Annotated in this window: 23 protein-coding genes and 1 riboswitch; of the genes, 16 read left to right on the top strand and 7 right to left on the bottom strand. The window is 73.2% G+C overall.

All coding sequences use genetic code 11. The annotated features are described in order from the left end of the window. Positions 1-8: 8 nt before the first annotated feature. Complete coding sequence (locus ACZ3UD_RS18310; RefSeq protein ID WP_465588127.1) at positions 9-2,222, bottom strand: ATP-binding protein; 2,214 nt, start codon at positions 2,220-2,222, stop codon at positions 9-11. A gap of 221 nt (positions 2,223-2,443) precedes the next feature. Here ACZ3UD_RS18310 and ACZ3UD_RS18315 point away from each other — a divergent pair, with 221 nt between their 5' ends. From ACZ3UD_RS18315 to mltG (ACZ3UD_RS18335), 5 genes are all read left to right on the top strand, one after another. Then, positions 2,444-2,923, top strand: a complete 480-nt coding sequence (locus tag ACZ3UD_RS18315; RefSeq protein WP_465588130.1) for a DUF948 domain-containing protein — start codon at positions 2,444-2,446, stop codon at positions 2,921-2,923. Positions 2,924-2,927: 4 nt separating this feature from the next. Beyond that, positions 2,928-3,359 (top strand): DUF6167 family protein, encoded by a 432-nt coding sequence (locus tag ACZ3UD_RS18320; protein WP_465588133.1) that lies wholly within the window; start codon positions 2,928-2,930, stop codon positions 3,357-3,359. Next, on the top strand, positions 3,359-6,028 hold the full coding sequence (alaS, locus tag ACZ3UD_RS18325; RefSeq protein ID WP_465588136.1) for an alanine--tRNA ligase: 2,670 nt from the start codon (positions 3,359-3,361) through the stop codon (positions 6,026-6,028). Before ACZ3UD_RS18320 ends, alaS begins: the two co-directional genes overlap by 1 nt. Continuing rightward, on the top strand, positions 6,028-6,510 hold the full coding sequence (ruvX, locus tag ACZ3UD_RS18330; protein ID WP_465588139.1) for a Holliday junction resolvase RuvX: 483 nt from the start codon (positions 6,028-6,030) through the stop codon (positions 6,508-6,510). Before alaS ends, ruvX begins: the two co-directional genes overlap by 1 nt. 186 nt (positions 6,511-6,696) lie before the next feature. Further along, the gene (gene mltG / locus ACZ3UD_RS18335) at positions 6,697-7,929 is read left to right on the top strand and encodes an endolytic transglycosylase MltG (protein ID WP_465588142.1); all 1,233 of its coding nucleotides are present in this window, start codon (positions 6,697-6,699) and stop codon (positions 7,927-7,929) included. Positions 7,930-8,115: 186 nt separating this feature from the next. Here mltG (ACZ3UD_RS18335) and ACZ3UD_RS18340 read toward each other — a convergent pair whose 3' ends face one another. Then, the gene (locus ACZ3UD_RS18340; RefSeq protein ID WP_465588144.1) at positions 8,116-8,358 is read right to left on the bottom strand and encodes a hypothetical protein; all 243 of its coding nucleotides are present in this window, start codon (positions 8,356-8,358) and stop codon (positions 8,116-8,118) included. On the opposite strand from ACZ3UD_RS18340, the gene mltG (ACZ3UD_RS18345) reads away from it, so the two are divergent. The 9 genes from mltG (ACZ3UD_RS18345) (at position 8,344) to ACZ3UD_RS18385 (ending at position 18,333) form a co-directional block, all read left to right on the top strand. Next, positions 8,344-9,963 carry an endolytic transglycosylase MltG gene (gene mltG, locus ACZ3UD_RS18345; protein ID WP_465588147.1) on the top strand — a complete coding sequence of 540 codons (1,620 nt, stop codon included), beginning with the start codon at positions 8,344-8,346 and terminating at the stop codon, positions 9,961-9,963. The genes ACZ3UD_RS18340 and mltG (ACZ3UD_RS18345) overlap by 15 nt on opposite strands. A gap of 34 nt (positions 9,964-9,997) precedes the next feature. Then, positions 9,998-10,828, top strand: coding sequence for a shikimate dehydrogenase (locus ACZ3UD_RS18350; protein WP_465588149.1), 831 nt, complete (start codon positions 9,998-10,000; stop codon positions 10,826-10,828). A gap of 164 nt (positions 10,829-10,992) precedes the next feature. Continuing rightward, entirely contained in the window at positions 10,993-12,177 is a 1,185-nt protein-coding gene (gene aroC / locus ACZ3UD_RS18355) for a chorismate synthase (protein WP_465588152.1), read from the top strand. Then, entirely contained in the window at positions 12,174-12,695 is a 522-nt protein-coding gene (locus tag ACZ3UD_RS18360) for a shikimate kinase (protein ID WP_465588155.1), read from the top strand. Before aroC ends, ACZ3UD_RS18360 begins: the two co-directional genes overlap by 4 nt. Next, the gene (gene aroB, locus ACZ3UD_RS18365) at positions 12,688-13,779 is read left to right on the top strand and encodes a 3-dehydroquinate synthase (protein WP_465588158.1); all 1,092 of its coding nucleotides are present in this window, start codon (positions 12,688-12,690) and stop codon (positions 13,777-13,779) included. Before ACZ3UD_RS18360 ends, aroB begins: the two co-directional genes overlap by 8 nt. A gap of 8 nt (positions 13,780-13,787) precedes the next feature. Next, positions 13,788-14,216, top strand: a complete 429-nt coding sequence (gene aroQ, locus ACZ3UD_RS18370; protein WP_465588710.1) for a type II 3-dehydroquinate dehydratase — start codon at positions 13,788-13,790, stop codon at positions 14,214-14,216. Positions 14,217-14,491: 275 nt separating this feature from the next. After that, entirely contained in the window at positions 14,492-15,361 is an 870-nt protein-coding gene (locus ACZ3UD_RS18375) for an AAA family ATPase (protein ID WP_465588712.1), read from the top strand. Positions 15,362-15,443: 82 nt separating this feature from the next. Beyond that, complete coding sequence (locus tag ACZ3UD_RS18380) at positions 15,444-16,253, top strand: Fpg/Nei family DNA glycosylase (RefSeq protein ID WP_465588161.1); 810 nt, start codon at positions 15,444-15,446, stop codon at positions 16,251-16,253. Between the two features lie 88 nt (positions 16,254-16,341). Beyond that, positions 16,342-18,333, top strand: a complete 1,992-nt coding sequence (locus ACZ3UD_RS18385; protein ID WP_465588164.1) for an AAA family ATPase — start codon at positions 16,342-16,344, stop codon at positions 18,331-18,333. Here the strand turns inward: ACZ3UD_RS18385 and ACZ3UD_RS18390 are convergent. Both ACZ3UD_RS18390 and ACZ3UD_RS18395 read right to left on the bottom strand, forming a co-directional pair. Then, complete coding sequence (locus tag ACZ3UD_RS18390; RefSeq protein ID WP_465588166.1) at positions 18,330-20,003, bottom strand: hypothetical protein; 1,674 nt, start codon at positions 20,001-20,003, stop codon at positions 18,330-18,332. The two genes, ACZ3UD_RS18385 and ACZ3UD_RS18390, sit on opposite strands and share 4 nt — an antisense overlap. Positions 20,004-20,073: 70 nt before the next feature. Further along, a complete protein-coding gene (locus ACZ3UD_RS18395; protein WP_465588169.1) occupies positions 20,074-20,457 on the bottom strand; it encodes an ArsR/SmtB family transcription factor in 384 nt (127 codons plus the stop codon). Between the two features lie 81 nt (positions 20,458-20,538). Further along, a riboswitch (cobalamin riboswitch) is annotated at positions 20,539-20,731 on the top strand. A 32-nt stretch (positions 20,732-20,763) separates the two neighbouring features. Here ACZ3UD_RS18395 and nicT point away from each other — a divergent pair. Continuing rightward, positions 20,764-21,873 (top strand): Nickel transporter NicT, encoded by a 1,110-nt coding sequence (gene nicT / locus ACZ3UD_RS18400; protein ID WP_465588172.1) that lies wholly within the window; start codon positions 20,764-20,766, stop codon positions 21,871-21,873. Positions 21,874-21,881: 8 nt separating this feature from the next. Here nicT and ACZ3UD_RS18405 read toward each other — a convergent pair whose 3' ends face one another. Next, positions 21,882-22,733, bottom strand: a complete 852-nt coding sequence (locus tag ACZ3UD_RS18405; RefSeq protein ID WP_465588175.1) for an EamA family transporter — start codon at positions 22,731-22,733, stop codon at positions 21,882-21,884. Between the two features lie 151 nt (positions 22,734-22,884). On the opposite strand from ACZ3UD_RS18405, the gene ACZ3UD_RS18410 reads away from it, so the two are divergent. After that, complete coding sequence (locus ACZ3UD_RS18410; RefSeq protein ID WP_465588178.1) at positions 22,885-23,457, top strand: helix-turn-helix domain-containing protein; 573 nt, start codon at positions 22,885-22,887, stop codon at positions 23,455-23,457. 62 nt (positions 23,458-23,519) lie between these two features. On the opposite strand, the gene ACZ3UD_RS18415 is transcribed toward ACZ3UD_RS18410, so the two are convergent. Both ACZ3UD_RS18415 and rpmG read right to left on the bottom strand, forming a co-directional pair. Continuing rightward, positions 23,520-23,828 (bottom strand): type B 50S ribosomal protein L31, encoded by a 309-nt coding sequence (locus tag ACZ3UD_RS18415; protein WP_465588715.1) that lies wholly within the window; start codon positions 23,826-23,828, stop codon positions 23,520-23,522. Next, complete coding sequence (gene rpmG / locus ACZ3UD_RS18420) at positions 23,825-23,989, bottom strand: 50S ribosomal protein L33 (RefSeq protein WP_465588181.1); 165 nt, start codon at positions 23,987-23,989, stop codon at positions 23,825-23,827. The genes ACZ3UD_RS18415 and rpmG overlap by 4 nt, the downstream gene beginning before the upstream one ends. Positions 23,990-23,999: the final 10 nt, after the last annotated feature.

The raw sequence follows: 23,999 nt of genomic DNA on the forward strand, positions 1-23,999 counted from the left end.
GACAAGTTTCAACTATTCCGTACCGGCGAGGGCGCCGGCGCGGGCGGCGCCGAGCAGGGGTGGGGGCCCGGCTCCGGGCCGTCCGCCGAGCCCCCGCCGCCGAGCGCCCGGGAGACGGCGGCGTCCAGGTCCAGCCGGGTGCCGGCCCGGTAGCACTCCTCGTACTCCTGCTCGGTCAGCCCGGCCCGGGCCCGCTCGGCGCACTCCTGGTGGGTGCCGAAGAAGGAGCGCGAGCCCAGGAAGGGGTTGCCGACCGTCCGCCAGATCCGGTGCGCGGCGCCCTGCAGTACCCGGGCCTCGCACAGGTCGGCGGGCTCGCCCGGGCCGGCCGGCTCGGTCTCCAGCAGCGCCAGCAGGTCGATCCCCAGCACGATGCCGAGCAGGTCGTGGAAGAGGTGGTTCAGCCGCACGCACTCCCGGGCCATGGCGCGGGCCGGCTGGACCGCGCCGTCCAGGTAGTGCGAGTACGCCGTCGCGTACAGCACGTAGGCGTACGCCCACTGCTCGCCGTGCTCCTCGCACACCTCGCGGGCCTGGCCGAACCAGAGCGCGCCGCTGTCCTGGTCGCCCTGGAACAGGTAGGCGAGGCCCAGCTCGATCATGCCCATCACGACGTTGCTGTTGAGCTCGCCGATGGTCCGGTAGTGCCAGAGCGCCTCCTCGAACAGCTCGGCGGCGCGCTCCGGGTCGTCGCCGATCAGAGCGGCGCAGCCCTGGCGGTGGACGGCGTAGGCGAGGGCCCGGTCGTCGCCGGTGTCCAGCGCCTGGCGGCGGCACTCCTCCAGCGCCGGGCGGGCGGCGCCGAGGTCGCCCTGCAGGGTGGCCATGTAACCGGTTACCCAGAGGGCCTTGGCGCGGGCCTCGGTGGGTTCGCGGTCCAGGGTGAGCGCCCGGTCCAGCCAGTGCCGGCCCTCGCCGAGGTGGCCGCAGCCGACCCAGTAGAACCACAGGGTGCCGGCCAGCAGCAGGGCGATCTGCTCCTCGCCGGGCTCGGCGAGGCAGAACTCCAGCGCGGCCCGCAGGTTGGTGTGGGCGAGCCCGGTGCGTTCGGCGGTCTCGGCCTGCCGGGGGCCGAACCACTCGACCTCGCCCCAGGTGGCGACGCCCAGGTACCAGTCCCGGTGGCGGCGCAGCAGCCGCTGCTCCTCGCCGGCGGCGCGCAGCCAGTGGCCGCCGTACTCGCGCAGGGTGTCCAGCAGGCGGAAGCGGACGCCGAAGGTGCTGTCCTCGCGCAGGACGACGGACTTGGCGATGAGTTCGTCGAGCAGGTCGAGCACGTCCTCGGGTTCGATGCCGTCGCCGGCGCAGACGTACTCGGCGGCCTCCAGGTCGAAGCCGCCGGCGAAGATCGACAGGCGGGCCCAGAGTAAACGTTCCTGCACCGTGCAGAGCTCATGGCTCCAGCCGATCGTGGTGCGCATGGTCTGGTGTCTGGGCAGCGCCGTTCGGCTGCCCCCGGTGAGCAGCCGGAAGCGGTCGTCCAACCGGGCGGTGATCTGCTCCACCGACAGCGCCCGCAGCCGCCCGGCGGCCAGCTCCACGGCCAGCGGGATGCCGTCCAGCCGGCGGCAGAGCAGGCCGACCGCCTCCGCGTTGGCCGCGGTCACCTCGAAGGAGGGCAGCACCGCCCGGGCCCGGTCGGCGAACAGCCGCACCGCGTCCGGCAGCACGCCCGTCGGTCTGTTCGGCAGCGGGTCGACCGGCAGCGGGGCCAGGGTCAGCACGTGCTCGCCCGAGGCCCGCAGAGCGGAGCGGCTGGTGGCCAGCACCCGCAGCCCGGGCAGCGCGCGCAGCAGCGCGTCGGTCAGCTCGGCGCACGCCTCCACCAGGTGCTCGCAGCCGTCCAGCACCAGCAGCGGGCGGCGCCCGGCCAGCCGCTCGACCAGCACGTCCAGCGGCGGGCGGGCGGTGCCGTCGGTCAGTCGCAACGCCTCCAGCACGGCGTGGCCGAGCAGCAGCGGGTCCTGCACCGGGGCTACGTCCACCAGCCAGGTGCCGTCCGGGAAGGCGCCGGCCGCCCGGGCCGCGGCGCGCAGCGCGAGCCGGCTCTTGCCCACCCCGCCGGGCCCGGTCACGGTCACCAGCCGGGCGCCGGCGAGCAGGCCCGCCAGCTCGGCCAGTTCCCGCTGCCGCCCGACGAAGCCGGTCACCTCGGCCGGCAGCCGGCCGGGCTCCGGCTCGCGCGGCCACGCCGCGGGCTGTGCTGTCCAGTCGCCGGCCAAGCGCTGCTCCCCGTCGTTCCGGGCCCGGACCGTCGCGGTCCGGACGTGCGTCGGGCCGTACGGGCGACGGCCCGCCTGGCAGAACGAGGTGACCGGCCGGTAGGTTACGCGCGCGGTTCGCACACCCGGGCGAGGCCACCGGCGACGGCCCGGTCCGGAAACCGGGTGTGGGCGCGATAGGGTTCGGCTTGGAGAACAGCAAGGCGAGGGAGCGCGCAGAAGTGTCCGTGGGAGAGCTGGCCGGATTGCTCGTCGCCGTGTTCTGGGCGGTCCTGGTCACCCTGCTCGCCGTGGTGCTGGTCCGTCTCTCGCGGGTGCTGAAGGAGGCCGCCGTCCTGGTCTGCGCCGTCACCGAACAGGCCGTGCCGCTGCTGACCGAGGCGGGCGCCGCGGTCCGCAGCGCCAACGAGCAGCTGGAGCGGGTGGACGAGATCACCGCCAACGTGCAGGACGCCGCCGCCAACGCCAACGCGCTGTCCTCCACCGTGGCCGCCACGCTGGGCGGACCGCTGGTGAAGGTCGCGGCCTTCAGCTACGGCGTCCGCAAGGCCGTCGCCAAGCAGCAGGGCAGTCTGCCGGCCGTGCCGACCCAGGCCGGTGACCGCGAGGAACTCGCCCGGCTGATCAGGGCCGAGGTGCGCGCCGCGACCGCGCCCAGGAACGGCCTGCTCTCCAGGGTCCGGCGCGCGGTGAGGGGCTGACGGCATGGCACGCATCTTCTGGATGGCGGTCGGCGCCGGCGCCACCGTCTGGGCCATGAAGAAGGCCAACGCGGCCGTCCACCGGCTCACCCCGGACAGCCTCTCCGGCACCGCCGCGCGCGGTGCGCTGCACCTGGGCGACCTCGCCAAGCAGTTCGCCCAGGACGTGCGGGCCGGCATGGCCGAGCGCGAGGAGCAGCTGAAGGACGACCTCGGACTGCGCGGCACCGCCGTCGTCGAGCCCCGCAGCACCCGCCGGGTGCTGCGCGGCGAGCCGCAGTACCGAGCTATCTCGGCGGCGCCCGGTCGCCCGGCCGCCGCCCTGCCTCCCGCTCGCGCCCTGCCTAACGGCGGGGGCCGCACCACCCCACAGACCATTGAAGAGACGCCCCGCCGAGCCCTGCCGCGGGGCGGAACGAACCGGAAGGACCACTAATGGAGTCGGCTGAGATCCGCCGCCGCTGGCTGCGCTTCTTCGAGGAGCGCGGCCACACCGTCGTTCCGTCGGCGTCCCTGGTCGCCGACGACCCCACCCTGCTGCTCGTCAACGCCGGCATGGTGCCGTTCAAGCCCTACTTCCTGGGCGAGGTCAAGCCGCAGTTCTCGCGCGCCACCAGCGTCCAGAAGTGCGTGCGCACCCTGGACATCGAGGAGGTCGGGAAGACCACCCGGCACGGCTCCTTCTTCCAGATGTGCGGCAACTTCTCCTTCGGCGACTACTTCAAGGAAGGCGCCATCAAGTTCGCGTGGGAGCTGCTCACCACTCCCGTCGCGGACGGCGGCTACGGCCTGGAGCCGGAGAAGCTCTGGATCACCGTCTACAAGGACGACGACGAGGCCGAGCAGATCTGGCGTGACGTCATCGGCGTGCCCGCCGAGCGGATCCAGCGCCTCGGCATGAAGGACAACTTCTGGTCGATGGGCGTCCCCGGCCCGTGCGGCCCGTGCTCGGAGATCAACTACGACCGCGGCCCCGCGTACGGCGAGGAGGGCGGCCCGGCCGTCAACGGCGAGCGCTACCTGGAGATCTGGAACCTGGTCTTCATGCAGTACGAGCGCGGCCACGGCGACGGCAAGGACGGGTTCGAGATCCTCGGCGACCTGCCGAGCAAGAACATCGACACCGGCCTCGGCCTGGAGCGCCTCGCCGCCATCCTGCAGGACGTCGACAACCTCTTCGAGATCGACACCAGCCGGATGATCCTCGACCGCGCCGCCGAGCTGACCGGCCACACCTACGGCGCCGACCACAAGTCGGACGTGTCGCTGCGCGTGGTCACCGACCACATCCGCACCGCGCTGATGCTGGTCGGCGACGGCGTCACCCCCGGCAACGAGGGCCGCGGCTACGTGCTGCGCCGCATCCTGCGCCGCGCCATCCGCAACATGCGCCTGCTGGGCGCCACCGAGCCGGTGGCCAAGGAGCTCATCGACGTCGCGATCAAGGCGATGGCCCCGCAGTACCCCGAGCTGGAGACCGACCGCAAGCGCATCGAGACGGTCGTCATCGGCGAGGAGTCGGCCTTCCTGCAGACCCTGAAGGCGGGCACCAACCTGCTGGACGTCGCGGTCACCGAGACCAAGCAGTCCGGCGGCGTGGTGCTCTCCGGCGAGCAGGCGTTCAAGCTGCACGACACCTACGGCTTCCCGATCGACCTCACCCTGGAGATGGCCGAGGAGCAGGGCCTCCAGGTGGACGAGGCCGGCTTCCGCCGCCTGATGCAGGAGCAGCGGGACCGCGCCAAGGCGGACGCCAAGGCGAAGAAGATGGGCCACGCCGACGTCGCCGCGTACCGCGACGTCGCCGACAAGTCCGGCGCCAGCGTCTTCACCGGCTACACCCTGACCGAGGGCGAGGCCACCGTGGTCGGCCTGCTGGTCGACGGCGTTCCCTCGCCGGCCGCCACCGAGGGCGACGAGGTCGAGATCATCCTCGACCGCACCCCCTTCTACGCCGAGGGCGGCGGCCAGCTCGCCGACCACGGCCGGATCCGGCTGGAGTCCGGTGCGGTGGTGGAGATCCGCGACGTGCAGCAGCCCGTCCCGGGCGTCATCGTGCACTCGGGCGGCGTGCTGTTCGGCGAGGTCGTCCTCGGCGCCTCGGCGTACGCCACCATCGACACCGAGCGCCGCCGGGCGATCGCCCGCGCCCACTCGGCCACCCACCTGACCCACCAGGCGCTGCGCGACGCGCTCGGCCCGACGGCCGCCCAGGCCGGCTCCGAGAACGCCCCGGGCCGCTTCCGGTTCGACTTCGGCTCGCCCGCCGCCGTTCCGGGCAGCGTGCTGGTGGACGTCGAGCAGAAGATCAACGACGTGCTGGGCCGGGAGCTCGACGTCACCGCCGAGGTCATGACGATGGACCAGGCGCGCAAGGCCGGCGCCATCGCGATGTTCGGCGAGAAGTACGGCGACGAGGTCCGGGTCGTCACGATCGGCGACTTCTCCAAGGAGCTGTGCGGTGGCACGCACGTCGGCAACACCGCCCAGCTGGGCCTGGTGAAGCTGCTCGGCGAGTCCTCGATCGGCTCCGGCGTGCGCCGCGTGGAGGCGCTGGTCGGCGTCGACGCGTACAAGTTCCTGGCCCGTGAGCACACCGTGGTCTCCCAGCTCACCGAGCTGGTCAAGGGCCGCCCGGAGGAGCTGCCGGAGAAGATCTCGGGCATGCTCGCCAAGCTCAAGGACGCCGAGAAGGAGATCGAGCGCTTCCGCGCCGAGAAGGTGCTGGCCGCCGCGGCTGGCCTGGTCGAATCGGCCGAGGACGTGCACGGCATCGCCGTGGTCGCCGCCCAGGTCGCCGACGGCGTCGGTGCGGACGAGCTGCGCAAGCTGGTCCTGGACGTGCGCGGCCGGCTGGGCTCGCGCCCGGCCGTGGTCGCCGCGTTCACTGTGGCGGGCGGCCGTCCGCTGACCGTGATCGCCACCAACGAGGACGCCCGCGGCCGCGGCATCAAGGCCGGCGAGCTGGTCCGGACCGCCGCCAAGACCCTCGGCGGCGGCGGTGGCGGCAAGGACGACGTCGCCCAGGGCGGCGGCTCCAACCCGGCCGCGGTCGGCGAGGCCATCGCCGCGGTGCGCGGCCTGGTCGCGGAGCGCGCCTCCTGATGACCGAGCAGGAGCCGAGGCCCTTCCGGCGTGGGCGGCGGATCGCCGTCGACGTCGGCGACGCCCGGATCGGGGTCGCGTCCTGCGACCCCGACGGGGTGCTCGCCACGCCCGTGGAGACCGTCCCGGCCGGGGTGAAGTCGCAGGCCCGGATCGCCGCGATCGTCGAGGAGTACGACGCGATCGAGGTGGTCGTCGGGCTGCCGCGCTCGCTCAGTGGCAAGGAGGGCCCGGCGGCGGAGAAGGTCCGCGCGTACGCCGCCCGGCTGGCCAACCGGCTCTACCCGGTGCCGGTACGGCTGGTGGACGAGCGGATGTCGACCGTCGCCGCGACCCATGGGCTGCGTGCCTCGGGGGTCAAGGCGAAGAAGGGCCGCTCGGTGGTCGACCAGGCCGCCGCAGTGGTGATCCTGCAGACCGCCCTTGAGTCCGAACGGGTGAGCGGACGCCCGCCCGGTGAGAGCGTCGAGGCGGTCGGCTGATCGGCCTGCTCTAACGTCCCGTTGAGGGGTCCGTGCGGACGCGTCCGCACGGACCCCTTTTCGTTCGATTCCGTGTCCGTTTCGGGTCGGTCCAGATCGATGCAGATCAATGCAGATCGATGTGAGTGACTCGGATCGGTTCGGACCGCTTCGAAGCGATTCGGGACCGCCGAGGGGGCGCGAGCCATGACCGACCAGGACTTCCACCCGGGGCTCACGCCCGGACACCTGGGTGCTCCGGTACTGGAGCCGGAGGGCCGTCCCCCGGGCGCGCCCCGGCCGCGCTTCGATGCGCCGGATCCGCACCGACGGCGCAACGAACTGGCCTGCGGGCTCACCGCGCTCGCGCTGATCGCGGTGTTCGGCGGGATCGGGCTGACCGGCTACACCTGGCTCCAGGGGCAGCGCAAACCCCCGGCCGCCGCCGACTACGCGGGGCAGGGCACCGGCAGCGTCCAGGTCTCGGTGCCGGAGGGTGCGGGCCTGGCCCAGATCGCCTCCGCGCTGGTCCGCAACGGGGTGGTGGCCAGCTCGCTCGCCTTCACCAGGGCGGCGAAGGGCAGCGCGGCCGCCGCCGGGCGGATCCAGCCCGGGACGTACACCCTGAAGCAGAAGATGTCGGCGGTCGCGGCACTGGCCATCCTGATCGACCCGGCCAACGCCAACGGCCTCACCATTCCCGAGGGTTGGCGCGGCTACCAGATCTTCGCGGCGATCGACAAGAAACTGAACCTGCCCGAGGGCACCAGCCGGAAGACCGCCCAGGAGCAGGCCGCCGAACTGGGCCTGCCGGACTTCGCCAAGGGCAGCCCCGAGGGCTACCTGTTCCCCGCGACGTACAGCGTCACCGCCGGGACCACCGCGCTGGACCTGCTGAAGCAGATGGTCGAGCGGGCCGGCAAGGAGTTCAGCCGGGACGGCGCCGACGTCGTGGCGCAGACCCTCGGCCAGAGCCTGTACGGGCTGGTCACCGTGGCCAGCATGGTCCAGGGCGAGGCCGACAACACCGAGGACATGGGCAAGGTGGCCCGGGTCATCTACAACCGGCTGGCCAAGGGCATGCCGCTGCAGCTGGACTCCACGATCAACTACGCGCTCGGCCGCTCGACCCTGAACACCACCGTCACCGACACCAAGCTGGACTCCCCGTACAACACCTACCTGCACCCCGGGCTGCCGCCGTCGCCGATCTCCAACCCGGGGCGGCAGGCGATCATGGCGGCCCTGGACCCGACGCCGGGGGACTGGGTGTACTTCGTCACCGTGAAGCCGGGGGACACCCGCTTCACCGACAGCTTCGAGGTGCAGCAGCGCAACGTGGCGGAGTTCAACGCCGCCCGGGCCTCGGCGAAGCCGAGCGCCACGCCCTCCGGTCCGGCCGCCGCGACGCCCTCGGCCACGGGCGCGGCGACGCCGTGACGGGCCCGTGCGCCGAGGGTGAGGTCGCTCACTGACGGTACGTCCCGTTCGGGCCGGGGCGCGGCTGCGGTACGGTAACGTCTCCTCCCAGGCGCTGCGCTAGCACGCCGGTTCGAGAATCAGCCGGGACGGCGTCGTCCCGGACGGCCGGTCCGATCCTCCGGTCGTCACCGTCGGTTAAGGGGATCAATGACCGATCTGGGTCGGGGCTACGGCCCCCAGGGCGAGCCGTGGCACCCCGGTGATCCCGGGTACGGCGGCCAGCAGCCGGTCCCCGGCCAGCAGGACGGCCAGTGGCAGCAGCAGTACCCGCAGCAGGGCCAGCAGGTCCAGCAGCCGTACGGTGACGTGCAGCCGCAGGCGTACCAGCAGCAGATGCAGCAGCAGGCATACCCTCAGGGGTACGAGCAGCAGATGCAGCAGGGCCACCCCCAGCAGATGATGGCGCCGCAGCAGATGATGGCGGCCGAGGGCTACCAGCAGCAGATGCCCCAGCAGGGCTACCCCCAGCAGCAGATGCCGATGCCGCAGCAGGGCATGCCCCAGCAGCAGATGCAGCAGATGCAGCAGATGCAGCAGATGCAGCAGGGCCACCCCCAGCAGATGACGGCCCAGCAGCAGATGCCGACGCAGCAGGGCATGCCGCAGCAGCAGGTCCAGCAGCCGCCCGTTCAGCAGCAGGCGCCGCAGCAGGCCCAGCCGGCCGCGCCCGTCTCCGGCCCCGGTCCGGACGGGATCGACTGGGAGGCCGAGGCCGCCGCACTGGAGTCCGGTGCCGACCCGGTCGGGGCGGCGCACGAGCCCGCGGTCGAGGAGTGGGACGGCCACGAGGACGGCCACCACGAGGAGGACGGGTACCTCGAGGAGCACGCCGAGGCCGAGGAGGACGGCTTCCTCGGCGCGCAGGACGACTCGCGCGAGGCGCAGAAGAAGCGCAAGGAGAAGGGCAAGAAGGCGGGCCGCCGCAACGGCGGCGCCTGCCTGCTGGTCGCGCTGGTGCTGCTCGGTGCCATGGGCGGCGCCGGCTGGTGGGGCTACGGCTTCTATCAGGACCACTTCGGCCCGCCGCCGGACTTCACCGGCGAGGGCACCGGCTCCGTCCAGGTCGAGGTCAAGCAGGGCGCGGTCGGCGGGCAGATCGGTCTCGTGCTCAAGAACGCCGGCGTGGTCAAGAGCGTCGACGCCTTCACCAAGGCCTGCAACGCCGAGCCCAAGTGCGGCACCATCCAGTACGGCTTCTACGGGATGAAGAAGGAGATGTCGGCGGCCGCCGCGGTCAAGGAGCTGCTCGACCAGGCGGGCGGCGCGGCCATCGTGATCCCGGAGGGCAAGAACTCCTCCGAGATCTACACGGCGATCGACACCAAGCTGAAGCTGCAGAAGGGCACCACGGCGGGTGTCGCCAAGGCCCAGGTGAACGAGCTCGGCCTGCCGGCGTACGCGGGCGGCAACGTCGAGGGCTTCCTCTGGCCGACCCGCTACAACATCGCCGACGGCATGAAGCCCGAGGACCTGCTCAAGCAGATGGTGAAGAACGCCACCGACAAGTACGCGAGCCTGGACGGCCAGGCCGCCTCGGTGGGCCTCAAGAACGGCTACGAGGTGATCATCGAGGCGAGCATCCTGCAGCGCGAGGGCAACAACACCGCGGACTTCGCCAAGATGGCCAAGACCATCCAGAACCGCCTGGCCAACGAGCCCGAGACCCATCACCGCCTCGGCATGGACACCACGCTGCAGTACTCGCTGGGCCGCAAGGACCTCAACAAGAGCGACATGGACAACGCGTCCAACAAGTACAACACCTACCTCAACCCGGGCCTGCCGCCGACGCCGATCTCCAACCCCGGCGACGACGCGATCAACGCGGTGCTGCACCCGGCGGACGGCAAGTGGCTGTACTTCATCGCGATGTCCCCGACCGAGACCCGCTTCGCCGAGACGGCCAAGGAGCACTACGCCAACGTCAAGGAGTACTGCCAGGCGGCCGGCCAGGGCTTCGACGAGGCCCGCGGCCACTGCACCACCAAGTAGTCCGCACCGGTAACCCGCCCACGGAGGGGCAGCGTTGACCAGCAAGCACCGGGCGGCCGTCCTCGGCTCGCCGATCGCCCACTCGCTCTCGCCGGACCTGCACCGGGCCGCCTTCGCGGCGCTCGGGCTGGACGACTGGCGCTACGACCGCTTCGAGATCGACGAGGCCGGCTTGCCCGGCTTCATCGCCGGACTGGACGAGGCCGAGTGGGCCGGGCTGTCGCTGACGATGCCGCTCAAGCGGGCGGTCATCCCGCTGCTGGACGAGGTCAGCGCGACGGCCCGCTCGGTGGACGCGGTCAACACCGTGGTGTTCACCGCCGACGGCCGGCGCACCGGGGACAACACCGACGTGCCCGGGCTGGTCAACGCGCTGCGCGAGCGCGGCATCACCGAGGTGTCCGCCGCCGCGGTGCTGGGCGCCGGGGCCACCGCCTCCTCGGCGCTGGCGGCGCTCGCCCCGATCTGCACCGGCGAGGTGACGGTCTACGTGCGCAGCGCCGAGCGGGCCCGGGAGATGGCCGAGCTGGGCGAGCGGCTCGGCGTCGTCGTCCGGACCGCCGACTGGGAGCGCGGGGCCGAGGCGCTGGAGCGGCCGCTGACCGTCTCCACCACGCCGGTCGGCGCGACGGATGGCTTCGCGGCCGTCCTGCCCGCCGCGCCGGGGGCGCTGTTCGACGTGCTCTACCACCCGTGGCCGACGGCGCTGGCCGCCGCCTGCGCCGCGCGCGGGGCGACCGTCCTGGGCGGGCTGGACCTGCTGGTGCACCAGGCGGTGCTGCAGAGCGAGGCCTTCACCGGGCGCGGGCCCGGGCCGCTGGCGGCGATGCGCGAGGCGGGCGAGAAGGCGTTGGCGGGGCGCTGAGTCGCAGCTTGCGGCCACCCCACGGCCGGATGGTGACCGGTTGCTGTCCGTCACGCGGACTGTGACCCCGGGTGCCGCCGGGGCATGAAAGGATTCAGGCACAAGGCACGCCCGGGGCGGGCCGCGGCGGTGCCGTGGACCGGTCCGCTGATGAAGGAGCTCCGTTGGGTACGTTGCGCTGGCTGACGGCGGGGGAGTCGCACGGCCCCGCACTCGTCGCGACGCTGGAAGGCCTGCCCGCCGGTGTACCGGTCACCACCGCCGTGGTGGCCGACGCGCTGGCGCGCCGTCGGCTCGGTTACGGCCGCGGGGCGCGGATGAAGTTCGAGCAGGACGAGGTGACCTTCCTCGGCGGCGTCCGGCACGGCCTGACCATGGGCAGCCCGGTGGCGATCATGGTCGGCAACACCGAGTGGCCGAAGTGGGAGCAGGTCATGTCGGCCGACCCGGTCGACCCCGAGGTGCTGGCCGGCCTGGCCCGCAACGAGGCGCTGACCCGCCCCCGGCCCGGCCACGCCGACCTGGCCGGCATGCAGAAGTACTCGATCGACGAGGCCCGGCCGATCCTGGAGCGCGCCAGCGCCCGCGAGACGGCCGCCCGGGTCGCGCTGGGCGCGGTCGCCCGCTCGTACCTGAAGGAGACCTGCGGGATCGAGATCGTCAGCCACGTGGTCGAACTGGCCGCCGCCAAGGCGCCGGCCGGCGTGCTGCCGCTGCCCTCGGACGAGGCCCGGCTGGACGCCGACCCGGTGCGCTGCCTGGACGCGGACGCCTCGAAGGCGATGGTCGCCGAGATCGACCAGGCCCACAAGGACGGCGACACCCTCGGCGGCGTGGTCGAGGTGCTCGCGTACGGCGTGCCGGTGGGCCTCGGCTCGCACGTGCACTGGGACCGCCGCCTGGACGCGCGGCTGGCCTCCGCGCTGATGGGCATCCAGGCGATCAAGGGAGTCGAGGTCGGCGACGGCTTCGAGCTGGCCCGGGTGCCGGGTTCGAAGGCGCACGACGAGATCGTCCCGACCCCCGAGGGCGTCAAGCGCACCTCCGGCCGCTCCGGCGGCACCGAGGGCGGCCTGTCCACCGGCGAGGTGCTGCGGGTGCGCGCCGCGATGAAGCCGATCGCCACCGTGCCGCGGGCGCTGCAGACCCTGGACGTGCGCACCGGCGAGCCGGCCAAGGCGCACCACCAGCGCTCGGACGTCTGCGCGGTGCCGGCGGCCGGGATCGTCGCCGAGGCGATGGTCGCTCTGGTGCTGGCCGACGCGGTGAACGAGAAGTTCGGCGGTGACAACGTGTCGGAGACCCGTCGCAACGTGGAGAACTACCTCGACCACCTGATCATCCGATGACCAACCCCGTCGTGGTGCTGGTCGGCCCGCCCGGCAGCGGCAAGTCCACCGTCGGGCGGGCCCTGGCCGAGCGCCTGGGCGTCGGCTTCCGGGACACCGACGCCGACATCGAGGCGCTGGCCGGCAAGCCGATCCCGGAGATCTTCATCGACGAGGGCGAGCCGCACTTCCGCGAGCTGGAGGTGGCCGCCGTGCGGGCCGCCGCCACCGAGCACGGCGGGGTGCTGGCGCTCGGCGGCGGCGCGGTGATGGCCGAGGCCACCCGTGAGCTGCTGCGCGAGCTGCCGGTGGTCTTCCTGGAGGTCCCGCTGGGCGACGCGGTCAAGCGGGTCGGCCTGGACGCCCCGCGCCCGCTGTTGGCCGTCAACCCGCGGGCCCGCTGGCGCGAGCTGATGGAGGCGCGCCGCCCCCTTTACCTGGAGGTGGCCACCGCCGTGGTCGACACCGCCGGCCGCACCCCCGCGCAGGTCGCGGACGCCGTACTGGAAGCACTGGAGCTGAAGACCCCCCATGACTGACAACATCGTCAGGATCCACGTCGGCGGCAGCGCCGGCCACGACCCGTACGACGTGCTGATCGGGCACCAGTTGCTCGGTGAGCTGGCGCCGCTGATCGGCGGCCGTGCCAAGCGGGTCGCGATCATCCACCCGGAGGCGCTGGCCGCCACCGCCGACGCCATCCGGGACGACCTGGCCGGCGAGGGGTACGAGGCGATCGCGCTCCAGGTGCCCAACGCCGAGGACGCGAAGAGCGCCGAGGTCGCCGCGTACTGCTGGTCGGTGCTCGGGCAGACCGGGTTCACCCGCAGTGACGTCATCGTCGGCCTCGGCGGCGGCGCCACCACCGACCTGGCCGGCTTCGTCGCCGCGACCTGGCTGCGCGGGGTGCGCTGGATCTCCATGCCCACCACTCTGCTCGGCATGGTGGACGCGGCCGTCGGTGGCAAGACCGGCATCAACATCGCCGAGGGCAAGAACATGGTCGGCGCCTTCCACCCGCCGGTGGGCGTGCTGGCCGACCTCGGCACCCTGGAGACCGTGCCCAAGCACGACTACGTCTCCGGCCTCGCCGAGGTCATCAAGTGCGGCTTCATCGCCGACCCGGCCATCCTCGACCTGATCGAGGCCGACCCGGAGGGAGCGAAGACCCCGGCCGGCCCGCACACCGTCGAGCTCATCCGCCGCGCCATCCAGGTCAAGGCCGACGTGGTCTCCGGGGACCTCAAGGAGTCCGGCCGGCGGGAGATCCTCAACTACGGCCACACCCTGGGCCACGCCATCGAGCGCAACGAGCGCTACAAGTGGCGGCACGGCGCGGCGATCTCCATCGGCATGGTCTTCGCCGCCGAACTCGGCCGGCTGGCCGGGCGGTTGGACGACGAGACGGCCGACCGGCACCGCACCGTGCTGGCCTCGGTCGGCCTGCCGCTGAGCTACCGGGCGGACGCCTGGCCGAAGCTGCTCGACGCGATGAAGATCGACAAGAAGTCGCGCGGCGACCTGATCCGCTTCGTCGTCCTGGACGGCCTCGGCAAGACCTCCGTGCTGGAGGGCCCGGACCCGTCCCTGCTGGTCGCCGCGTACGCGGAGGTCTCGGCGTGACCCGGGTGATGGTGCTCAACGGCCCCAACCTCGGTCGGCTGGGCAGCCGTGAGCCGGACGTCTACGGCGCCACCTCGTACGCCGGACTGGTCGAGCGCTGCACCGCGCTGGGCAAGGAGTTCGGCTTCGAGGTCGAGGTGCACGAGACCAACTCCGAGCAGCAGATGGTGGAGTGGCTGCACGAGGCGGCCGACGGGAAGGTGCCCGTGGTGATCAACCCGGGCGCGTTCACCCACTACTCGTACGCGATGCGGGACGCCGCCGCGCAGCGCACCGCGCCGCTGATCGAGGTGCACATCTCCAACCCGTACGCCCGGGAGACCTTCCGGCACAACTCGGTGATCGCCGCGGTGGCCTCCGGCACCATCGCCGGGTTCGGGATCGGTTCGTACGAGCTGGCGCTGCGGGCGCTGGCGGAGCGGCTCACCTCGCGGTGAGCCGCGACCGATCTGAAACGGCGTGGGACGACCGGACTTGATCCGAACCGACCCGAACCGACCTGACCGGATCTGAGTTGCCCCGAGCCGCCTGCGGGTTGACCTGAGCTGATGTCGGCCGAGGTCGGAGCGAAGGGGGCGAACCGGCGGCCCGGTGGCGGACTGTGCCCGCCGCCGGGCCGCCGTGTAGTGTCCCCGCTGAGAAAGTGTCGGGAGGTGCCGTGACGCAGTACGCCGGAGGTGGGCAGGTCCCGCCGCGTCCCGCCGCTCCGCCGGTGCCACCGGGGGGCGGTGCGGGGGTGTCCCCGTCGGGGGCGTCGGTTCCGCCGCCTCAGCCTCCGCCGCCGCCGGTTCGGCCGGCCGCCGCTCCTGCGTCTTCCAGCGGTGCGGTGCCCGCTCCGGCTCCCGCACCCGCTCCGGCTGTTGTGCCCGCACCCGCTCCGGTCGTGGCTCCCGCACCCGCTCCGGCCGTGGCGCCCGCGCCCGCGCCGAGCGCGCCCGTTCCGGCCGGAGGCACCGGGCACTTCGTGCTGCCCACCGGCGCGCCCGTCCAGCTCCCCGTCCACCCGCCGCAGCGGCACGCGCCCGCCGGTCCGATCGCCGTGCTGCTGATCGGCCCCGCCGGGGCGGGCAAGACCACCGTCGCCCGGTACTGGGCCGAGCGCCGGGCCACCCCGACCGCGCACATCAGCCTGGACGACGTCCGGGAGTGGGTGCAGTCCGGCTTCGCCAACCCGCAGTCCGGCTGGAACAACGCCTCCGAGGCCCAGTACCGGCTGGCCCGCCGCACCTGCGGCTTCGCCTGCCGCAACTACCTGGCCAACGGCATCTCCTGCATCATCGACGACGCCGTCTTCCCGGACCGCCCGGCGATCGGCCTCGGCGGCTGGAAGCGGCACATCGGCCCCGGCATGATCCCGGTCGTCCTGCTGCCCAGCCTGGACTCGGTGCTGCGCCGCAACGCCCGCCGCAGCGGCACCCGGCGGCTCGGCGACGAAGAGGTGGCGCGGATCCACGGGCGGATGGCCGGCTGGTACAACTCCGGGCTGCCGATCATCGACAACTCCTACCTGGACGTCGCCGGTACGGCCGCCGAGCTGGACCGGGTCATCCTGGCCCGGTTGATGGGCATGCCGGTCCGCTGACCTGTGCAGTCGTGGAGCTGTCGGTCGCGGCTGCGATGATGGACCCTGTCCTGCCGTACCACCTCTCGGGGAGCTGACGCCCGTGCCGGAAGGCCACATCATCCACCGCCTCGCCGCCGAGAACCGCAAGGCCTTCGGTGACCGCCCGGTCGCGGTCTCCAGCCCGCAGGGCCGGTTCGCCGACGAGGCCAAGGTGATCGACGGGCAGCTGCTCACGGGCGCGGAGGCCACCGGCAAGCACCTCTTTCTCGGCTTCGAGGAAGGCGCCTGGGTGCATATCCACCTCGGCCTCTACGGCGGTCTCACCTTCGGCACCGGCCCCGCGCCCGACCCGGTCGGGCTGGTCCGGCTGCGGCTGGCCAACGACGACGGCTACGCCGACCTGCGCGGCCCCAACACCTGCAAGCTGATCACCGGTGCCGAGAAGGCCGCCGTCGCCGCCCGGCTCGGCCCGGACCCGCTGCGCGCCGACGCCGACCCGGAGGCCGCCTGGCGCCGGATATCGGGCAGCCGTACGACCGTCGCCGCGCTGCTGATGGACCAGAAGGTGCTGGCCGGGGTGGGCAACGTCTACCGCGCCGAGGTGCTGTTCCGGCACCACATCAACCCGCACCGGGCCGGCCGCGACCTCACCCGCGGCGAGTGGGACGCGATCTGGGCCGACCTGGTAGCCCTGATGCGCGAGGGCGTCGCCGCCGGCCGGATCGACACCGTCCGCCCCGAGCACACCCCCGAGGCGATGGGCCGCCCGCCCCGGGTGGACGACCACGGCGGCGAGGTGTACGTCTACCGCCGCGCCGCGATGCCCTGCCTGGTGTGCGGCACGGACGTCCGGACCGAGGAGCACGCCGCCCGCAACCTGTTCTGGTGCCCGACCTGCCAAGCGGCCTGAACGGCTGATCCACCCACCGGCCGCACGCCCGGCCCCGTAGGCTGGGCCCCGACCGGCCGGAGGGAGCACGCGGATGGATCGGCGCGAGGTGACGAACACCGTGTCAGGCGCCACGGTGGGCGGCCACGTGGTGCAGGCCGGCAGCATCGGGGCGGTGCACTTCCACCAGTCGGATCCGGTGCCGAGGCCCCGTCAGGTCCGGCCGCCGCACGGCCCCTTCGTCAACCGCGAGCCGGAACTCGCCGCGCTGACCGGTGCGTTGGGACGGGTGGAGGCGGGCGGGCTCGGGATCGTGGTGTTCACCGGCCTCGGCGGGGTCGGGAAGACGGAGCTGATCGCCAAGTTCACCGAGGAGCACCGGGCCAGGTTCCCGGACGGAGACCTCTACGCGGACCTGCTGGCCTACCGGCACCAGGGCGGGGTGGACCTGCCCGAACTGTTGGCCGGCTTCCTGCGCGCGCTCGGCTCCGAGCCCCCGGCGGTGGAGGCGGAGCGGTTCACCAAGTTCCGGACCGTCACCGCCGAGCGCCGCTGCCTGTTCTTCCTGGACAACGTCGAGCACGCCGCCGAGGTCAGGGCGCTGCTCCCGTCCAGCGGGCTGGTGGTGGTCGCGGGCCGGCGGCGGCTGCCCGCGCTGCGGATGGACGGCGCCGAGGTGCGGCAGCTCGGGCCGCTGAGCGGGGCGGCCGGAACCGAGCTGGTGCGCCGGTGGCTGGGCGCCGGGCGGGGCACCGAGGCGGAGTTGGCGGCGCTGGTCGAGGAGTGCGGCGGGCTGCCGCTCGCGCTGAACGCGGTCGGCAGCCAGCTGCTCGACCGGGAGCACCTGCCGGTCGGCCGGGTGGTGGCCGAACTGCGCGACCGGGAGGGCGGGTTGGCCATGCTGGACGACGAGGGGAGCGACCTCGGCCCGACCTACGACGCGGTGTACGAGCGGCTGTCGCCGCAGGGCCGGGCGCTCTACCGGCTGATCGGTGTGCACCCCGGCCCCTTCGTGTCGGCCGAACTCGCGCGCGCGACGGGCGTCGAGCAGGCCGCCAAGGCGCTGGCGGAGCTGCGGGCCGTGCACCTGGTGGACGAGGTGCTGGACGCCGACGACTCCGAGGAGCGCTTCCGCGCCCATGACGTGGTGCGGCTGCACGCCTACGGCCGTACCCGCGAACTCCCGGGCCGGGCCGAGCTGCTGGCCAGGGTGGTGGCGTACTACCGGGGCCGGTCCTCGCTGGCCGACCGGGCGATGGGGTCGAGGCTGCGGCTGCAGGAGGCCGGCGGCGAGGGGCTGCCCGGCTTCGCCTCCGGGGCGGCGGCGCTGGAGTGGCTGCACGCCGAGCGGGCCAACCTGCGCGCGGTGGTGGAGGCGGCGGCCGAGCAGCGCTGGCACGGCGAGGTGTGGCGGCTCTGCGAGTCGCTGTGGCCGCTCTACCACGGCCGCAAGCTCTACCAGGACTGGATCGCCACCCACCGGCTCGGCGTCGAGTCGGCCCAGTGGGACAACCAGCCGGACGCCGTGGTCCGGATGCGCAACCAGCTCGCCCGCGCCCACTACGAGCGCAAGGAGTACGGGCCGGCCGCCGAGCAGTTGGCGCTCGCCGAGGCGCAGCTGCCGCTGGTGGCCGAGCGCCGGGTGGTGGGGGTGCTGCTCGAGACGGACGGCCTGCTCTGCCTGGCCGACGGCCGCCCGGGCGAGGCGGTGGACCGGTTCACCCGAGCCCTGGCGGAGAACCGGGGCGACGCTCACGGCGAGATCGTGCAGAGCTACAACCTGGCGCAGGCGCTGATCGCGGACGGACGCCCGGAGCAGGCGCTGACCGTGCTGGCCGGGGCCGCCGCGCGGGCCGAGGCCACCGCGGACCACGACATGCTGATGAAGCTGCCGCTGGTCCGTGCCCGGGCCCACCGCGCGCTCGGGCAGCTCGACCTCGCCGTCGCGGCCGCGGGCGACTGCGCCCGCCGGGCCGGGGAGCGCAAGCAGTACCCCAAGGAGGCCCAGGCCCACACCCTGCTGGTCGCCCTGGCCGAGGAGCTGCACGACCCGGAGCTGGCGGAGCGTAGCCGCGCCCGGCTGCGGGAGCTGCGGGCCTAAGGACCGGTCCGGAAGGACACCCGGGTGCGGTGCTCGCCGGTGCGGACGGTGAGGCCGTGTTCGGGGAGGCCGGCCGGGTCGCCGCCGTCGGCGAGCCAGGAGGCCACGGCGGAGCCGAGCAGCAGCGGGTCGAGGACGGGCTCGGCGCGGCCGAAGTCCCGTTCGGCGAGGGCCTCCAGCAGCTGGCCGGTGTGCAGCCTGAGCAGGTGGCGGGCCGGGCCGAGGGCGGCCACCGCGACGGCGAGGCCGGGGAGTTCGGCGGCGGTGTCGGCGAGCCAGTGGGCGGCGGGGTGTTCGGCGTGCGGCTCGGTGCGGGCGAGGACCTCGGCGGTGTAGCGCAGGGCGTCGCCCGGGTGGTCGTCGGTGAGCGCGTGGAAGCCGCGCGGGGCGGGGTCGTTCGGGTCGAAGGGGTAGCGCCGCAGGCTGACCTCCGTCCCCTCGCTCTTGCCCTCGACGTCGTACGCGGTGGGCCGGTCGGTGCCGCCGGGGCGCGGGACGGGCTTGGGGTAGGGCGGAAGGACGGGTTCGCCCTCGGGTTCGTCCAGGCGCTCCAGGAAGGAGTAGAGCAGCGGGCGCAGCAGCCGGGCGGATTCGCCGCGGTGGGCGAGCGAGCGGTCCGTGATGTCGCTGAGGTCGGCCGGGTCCCGGGCCAGGGCCTGTTCGAGCTGGGCGGCGAGGTCGCCGTCCGGGTCGAGGACGGGCGCGGCCTGGCCGAAGGCGTAGCTGGGGGAGTGCGGGTCGAGTTCGGCGGCGCCGGTGGCGACCAGCAGGGTGCGGCGGCCCAGGGCGGCGCCGTAGACGGAGACCGAGCCGTGGTCGCCGATCAGGCAGTCGGCGGCGACCAGCGCGGCCTGCCAGCCCTGGTGCGGCGGGATCAGCCGCAGACCCATCCGGCGGGCGTCGTCGAGCAGGGCCTCGGGGTCGTGCCGGCTCCAGATGTTGGGGTGCAGCACGACGGCCACCGTGTACTCGTCGGCGGGCAGCCGGCGGACCAGGCGGCGGGGCAGGTCGGGGCGGCGGCCGAGTAACGAGTGCCCGCTCCAGGTGGAGTTGACGACGACGAGCCGGCGGCCGTCGACGGCGCCGAGTGCGGCGCGGTAGGCGTCCCGGGAGCGTTCGCTGCCGAGGATCCGGTCGAAGCACGGGTCGCCGACCACCCGGGCGACGTCCAGGGCCTCGGGGCAGGAGACCCGCAGCCGATCCAGCTGCTCGGGGTGGGAGAGGCCGAGGACGTCCACGAACACCCGCCCCCGGTGGGTGAGTTCGTTGCGGGACAGGCCCGCGGCGCTGACCGTGTCGCCGGTGGACTCGGTGACCAGGCGGTTGTAGCCGGCGCCGTGCGGGAGAACGACCAGGTGGGCGTCCAGCCGGTGCATGGAGGCGTGGACGGCGCAGGCGACGGCCAGGTCGAAGCGGCGGCGGACGGCGTCCTCCCACTCCAGCACGGTGTAGCCGGGCAGGCCGCGCAGGTAGTCGGTGAGGCCGCGGTCGGCGAAGGCGGAGCCGGGGTTGACGGTGAAGTACCGTTCGATGCCGTCCTGGTTCAGCAGGGTGAGGACGTCCAGGACCCGGGTCGCCGAGGTGAGGGTGCGGGCGACCGCCAGCACGCGGGCCTTGACCGGGCGGGTGTTCCAGCGGTCGGCGGGCCAGACGTGGGGGTGGGACGGCACCTCATGATCGTACTCATCCGGGCCGCTCCCGGGGTGCCCCTTGCGAGAGACGGCCGGGCCCGAGTGTCGGTCAGCCCGCCGCTGCGGTGGGTTCGTGGTGCTCTCCGGCGGCGCACTCGTCGAGGAGGGGGCGCATGCTGTTGTCCGCGAGCCGGTAGCGCACCACGCGTCCGTCCTTGTCCCCGGTGACCACGCCCGCCGTGCGCAGCAGTCGCAGGGCTTGGGAGACGGCGGGGTCGCGCATGCCGGTGGCAACCGCCAGGTCGGTGACGGCGAGCGGGCCGGCTCGGTGCAGGGCGAGCAGCAGGGCGAGCCGTCCGGGGTCGGCGAGCAGGGAGAACCGCTCGGCCCAGGACCGGACGTGCGCGGTGTCGCCGATCGCGGCGATGGCCTCGCAGACCCGGTGGCCGTCGATGGTGCGGTGGCCCGCGCGGTCGGCCGGTACGAGATGCATGCGGACATTCTTGCAGGCAGTGGCCTGTGATCCTGGACACCTGCACAGGTGCGCAACCTTGCGAGGGTGGTGCCGGAGCCCTACGGTGTTCCCCGCCGTGGTGCTCGGGAAGACCGGTGACGGAACCTCAGGGGTCCCAGTCCGGAGCGGCCCTCGCCACTGTGATCGGGGGAGAGTTGTCCGTACCCACGTGCCACTGGGCGCCTCGTGCGCTTGGGAAGGCGGGTCCGGAAGCCCCGTAAGCCAGGAGACCGGCCACGGCATCTCACGAAGTCATTCCACGAGGTGCTGGAGCGTGATCCGAAGATGACCCTGCCCGAAACCGCCGCGCCCGTCGAGGCGGCCCCCTCCGTCCTGCCCACCTTCAGATGGAAGCGCGAGGACACCCTCCGCACGGCCGGGTTGATGGGGGTGATCCTGGCCATGCACGTGGTGGCCTTCGGGACGCTCGTCTTCCTGGTCGCGCCGCACAACTACGCCGTCGGCACCCAGGTCTTCGGGGTGGGCCTGGGCATCACCGCGTACACCCTCGGCATGCGGCACGCCTTCGACGCCGACCACATCGCGGTGATCGACAACACCACCCGCAAGCTGATGGCGGACGGCAAGCGGCCGGTCTCGGTCGGCTTCTGGTTCGCCCTCGGGCACTCCTCGATGGTGGTCATCATGGCCGCCCTGGTGGCGGGCGGCGCGCAGCTGGCGAACACGCTGATGGACGACGACTCGGCCACCCACAAGTGGCTCGGGCTGGTCGGCACCACGGCCTCCGGCGCCTTCCTCTACCTGATCGGCGCGCTCAACCTGGCGGCGCTGCTCGGCATCCTCAAGGTGTTCCGCTCGATGCGGGCCGGGAAGTACGACGAGGCTCAGCTGGAGGAGCACCTCAACTCGCGCGGCCTTATGGCCCGGGTGCTGAACCGGGCGACCCGCTCGATCACCCGGCCCGGGCAGATGTTCCCGGTGGGCATGGTGCTGGGCCTGGGCTTCGACACCGCGACCGAGGTCACCCTGATGGTGATGGCCGGCTCGGGTGCGGCGGCCGGGCTGCCCTGGTACGCGATCGTCTGCCTGCCGCTGCTGTTCGCGGCGGGGATGAGCCTGTTCGACACCCTGGACGGGACCTTCATGAACTTCGCGTACCAGTGGGCGTTCTCCAACCCGGTGCGCAAGGTGTACTACAACCTGACCATCACCGGGCTGTCGATCGCGGTGGCCTTCATCATCGGCACCATCGAGCTGGTCGGGGTGCTGCACGAGAAGCTCGACCTGACCGACCCGGTCACCGGGTTCATCGCGGACATCTCGCTGGACAACGTCGGGTACGCGATCGCCGGGCTGTTCGTGGTGGTGTGGGCGATCGCGATCGCCTACTGGAAGCTGGCCGGGGTCGAGAAGCGCTGGACGCCCGCGGAGTAGCCCGTCGGTCACGCTGCCGCGAGCAGCAGCGTGCCCGCGACGGCGAGCCCGGCGCCGACCACCTGGACCGGGCGCAGCCGCTCCTTGAGCACTCCGCGCGCCAGCAGCGCGGTGACGACGGGGTAGAGCGAGGCGAGCACGGCGGCCACCGCCGCCGAGCCGCTGTGCGAGGCCATCGCGTACGTGGCGTTGCCGGCGACGTCGGCCAGCCCGACGGCGGTGAGCAGGGGCAGCCGGGCGCGCAGCTCGGGCAGCAGCCCGGAGGTGTCGGTACCGCGCAGGCCGATCAGCAGCGCGGTGCCGCCGACGGCGACGTTGACGAGCCGCTGGACGCACAGCATGAGCAGCAGCCCTCCTCCGGCCGAGGCCTGGGCGAGCAGGGCCATGTTGGTGCCGAAGCCGAACGCGGCGGCCAGGGTGAGCAGCAGGGCCGTACGGGCGGCGGTCGGCCCGCCGCGCTCGGGGCCGCCGGCCAGCACCACGCCCGCCACGGCCACCGCGATCCCGGCCACCTGGCCGAGACCGGGTCGCTCGCCGAGCGCCAGCCCGACGCCGACCGGCACCACGACGCCGACGGTGGCCAGCGGGGACACCACGCCCATCGGGCCGAGCGCGAGCGCCCGGTAGAAGGCGAGCATCGCGAACGGGCCGATCACCCCGGCGGCGACGGCGTACCAGAGGGCGGGGGAGGCGTCCGCCCAGCCGCCGGTGGCCAGGACCGCGAGGAGGAGGACGACGGTGGCCGCGGCCTGGGAGATGACCACGACGGCGAGTGCGGGCAGTCTGCGGGTGAGGACGCCGCCGCCGAAGTCGCCCAGGCCGGTGAGCAGACTGGCGCAGAGGGCGAGCAGGACGGTCACTGGAGGTGCCAGGAGATCGAGGACAGCACAATGCACTCCGAAGTACAGTCGGATGGACTCGTTGCCGAGAAGGCAGCGTAGTTCACCAAGTTGGACTTCGCCGAACAATATTCTGCACTTTCCGTACTGTGGACACCGGAGGACTGCCCGCGTGCCGGACCCCGACCTCGTCTCCCAGGCCCTCGCCCGGAACCTCAAGCGGCTGCGCGCCGAGCGCGGCCACACCCTGGACGCCCTCGCCGCCCGATCCGGGGTGAGCCGCGGCATGATCGTCCAGATCGAGCAGGGCCGCACCAACCCGAGCGTGGCCACCGTGGTCCGGCTCGGCGACGCGCTCGGCGTCTCCATCGCCACGCTGCTCGACTACGAGGAGGGCCCGGACGTCCGGATCATCCCCGGCGACCAGGCCGTGCCGCTCTGGACCGGTGTGAGCGGCGGGACCGGCACCCTGCTGCACGGGATCGAGGCGCCCGGGCCGCTGGAGCTGTGGGAGTGGCGGATGGAGCCGGGCGAGGAGTACTCCTCCGATCCGCATCCGGCCGGGACGGTGGAGATCGTCCGGGTCGACGAGGGCGAGCTGACCCTGGTGCACGACGGTACGGACCACCCGGTACCGGCCGGCAGCACGGTCTCCTTCGACGCCTCGTACGCGCACGTCTACCGCAATGCGGGGGAGCGGGCGCTGCGGCTGACCATGGTGGTGTCGGTCCCGCCGCCGCGCTGAGGCCGCTTCCGTACGCCGAAACGGCGCCTCCCCCGGGCGGGGAGGCGCCGTTTCGTTCGTCGTCAGTGCCGGTCGCCGTACCGGCGGCGGAACTGCTCGACCCGGCCGGCGGTGTCGAGCGCCCGGGACTGGCCGGTGTAGAAGGGGTGGCTCGCCGAGGAGCTCTCGACGCCGATCACCGGATAGGTGCTGCCGTCCTCCCACTCGACGGTGCGGTCACCGGTGACCGTCGTGGGGGTCCCCCGGCCGAAGGCCGGGGTGAGGAAGGCGAGGCCGCCGACCTTGTCACGGAAGGCGACCGGGCGGTAGCCGGGGTGGATTCCGGACTTCCTGGCTGGGCTCCGCCGGGTGGTTGCGGTGCGTTCGTTCAGCGCTCTTCGCGGAAGTCGACGTGCCGGCCCACGACCGGGTCGTACTTGCGCAGGACCATCCGGTCCGGGTCGTTCCGGCGGTTCTTGCGGGTCACGTACGTGTAGCCGGTGCCGGCGGTGGAGCGGAGCTTGATCACGGGGCGTAGTTCGCTGCGGGCCATGGGGGTCCTC

The organism is Kitasatospora sp. NPDC023118 (assembly GCF_055560875.1).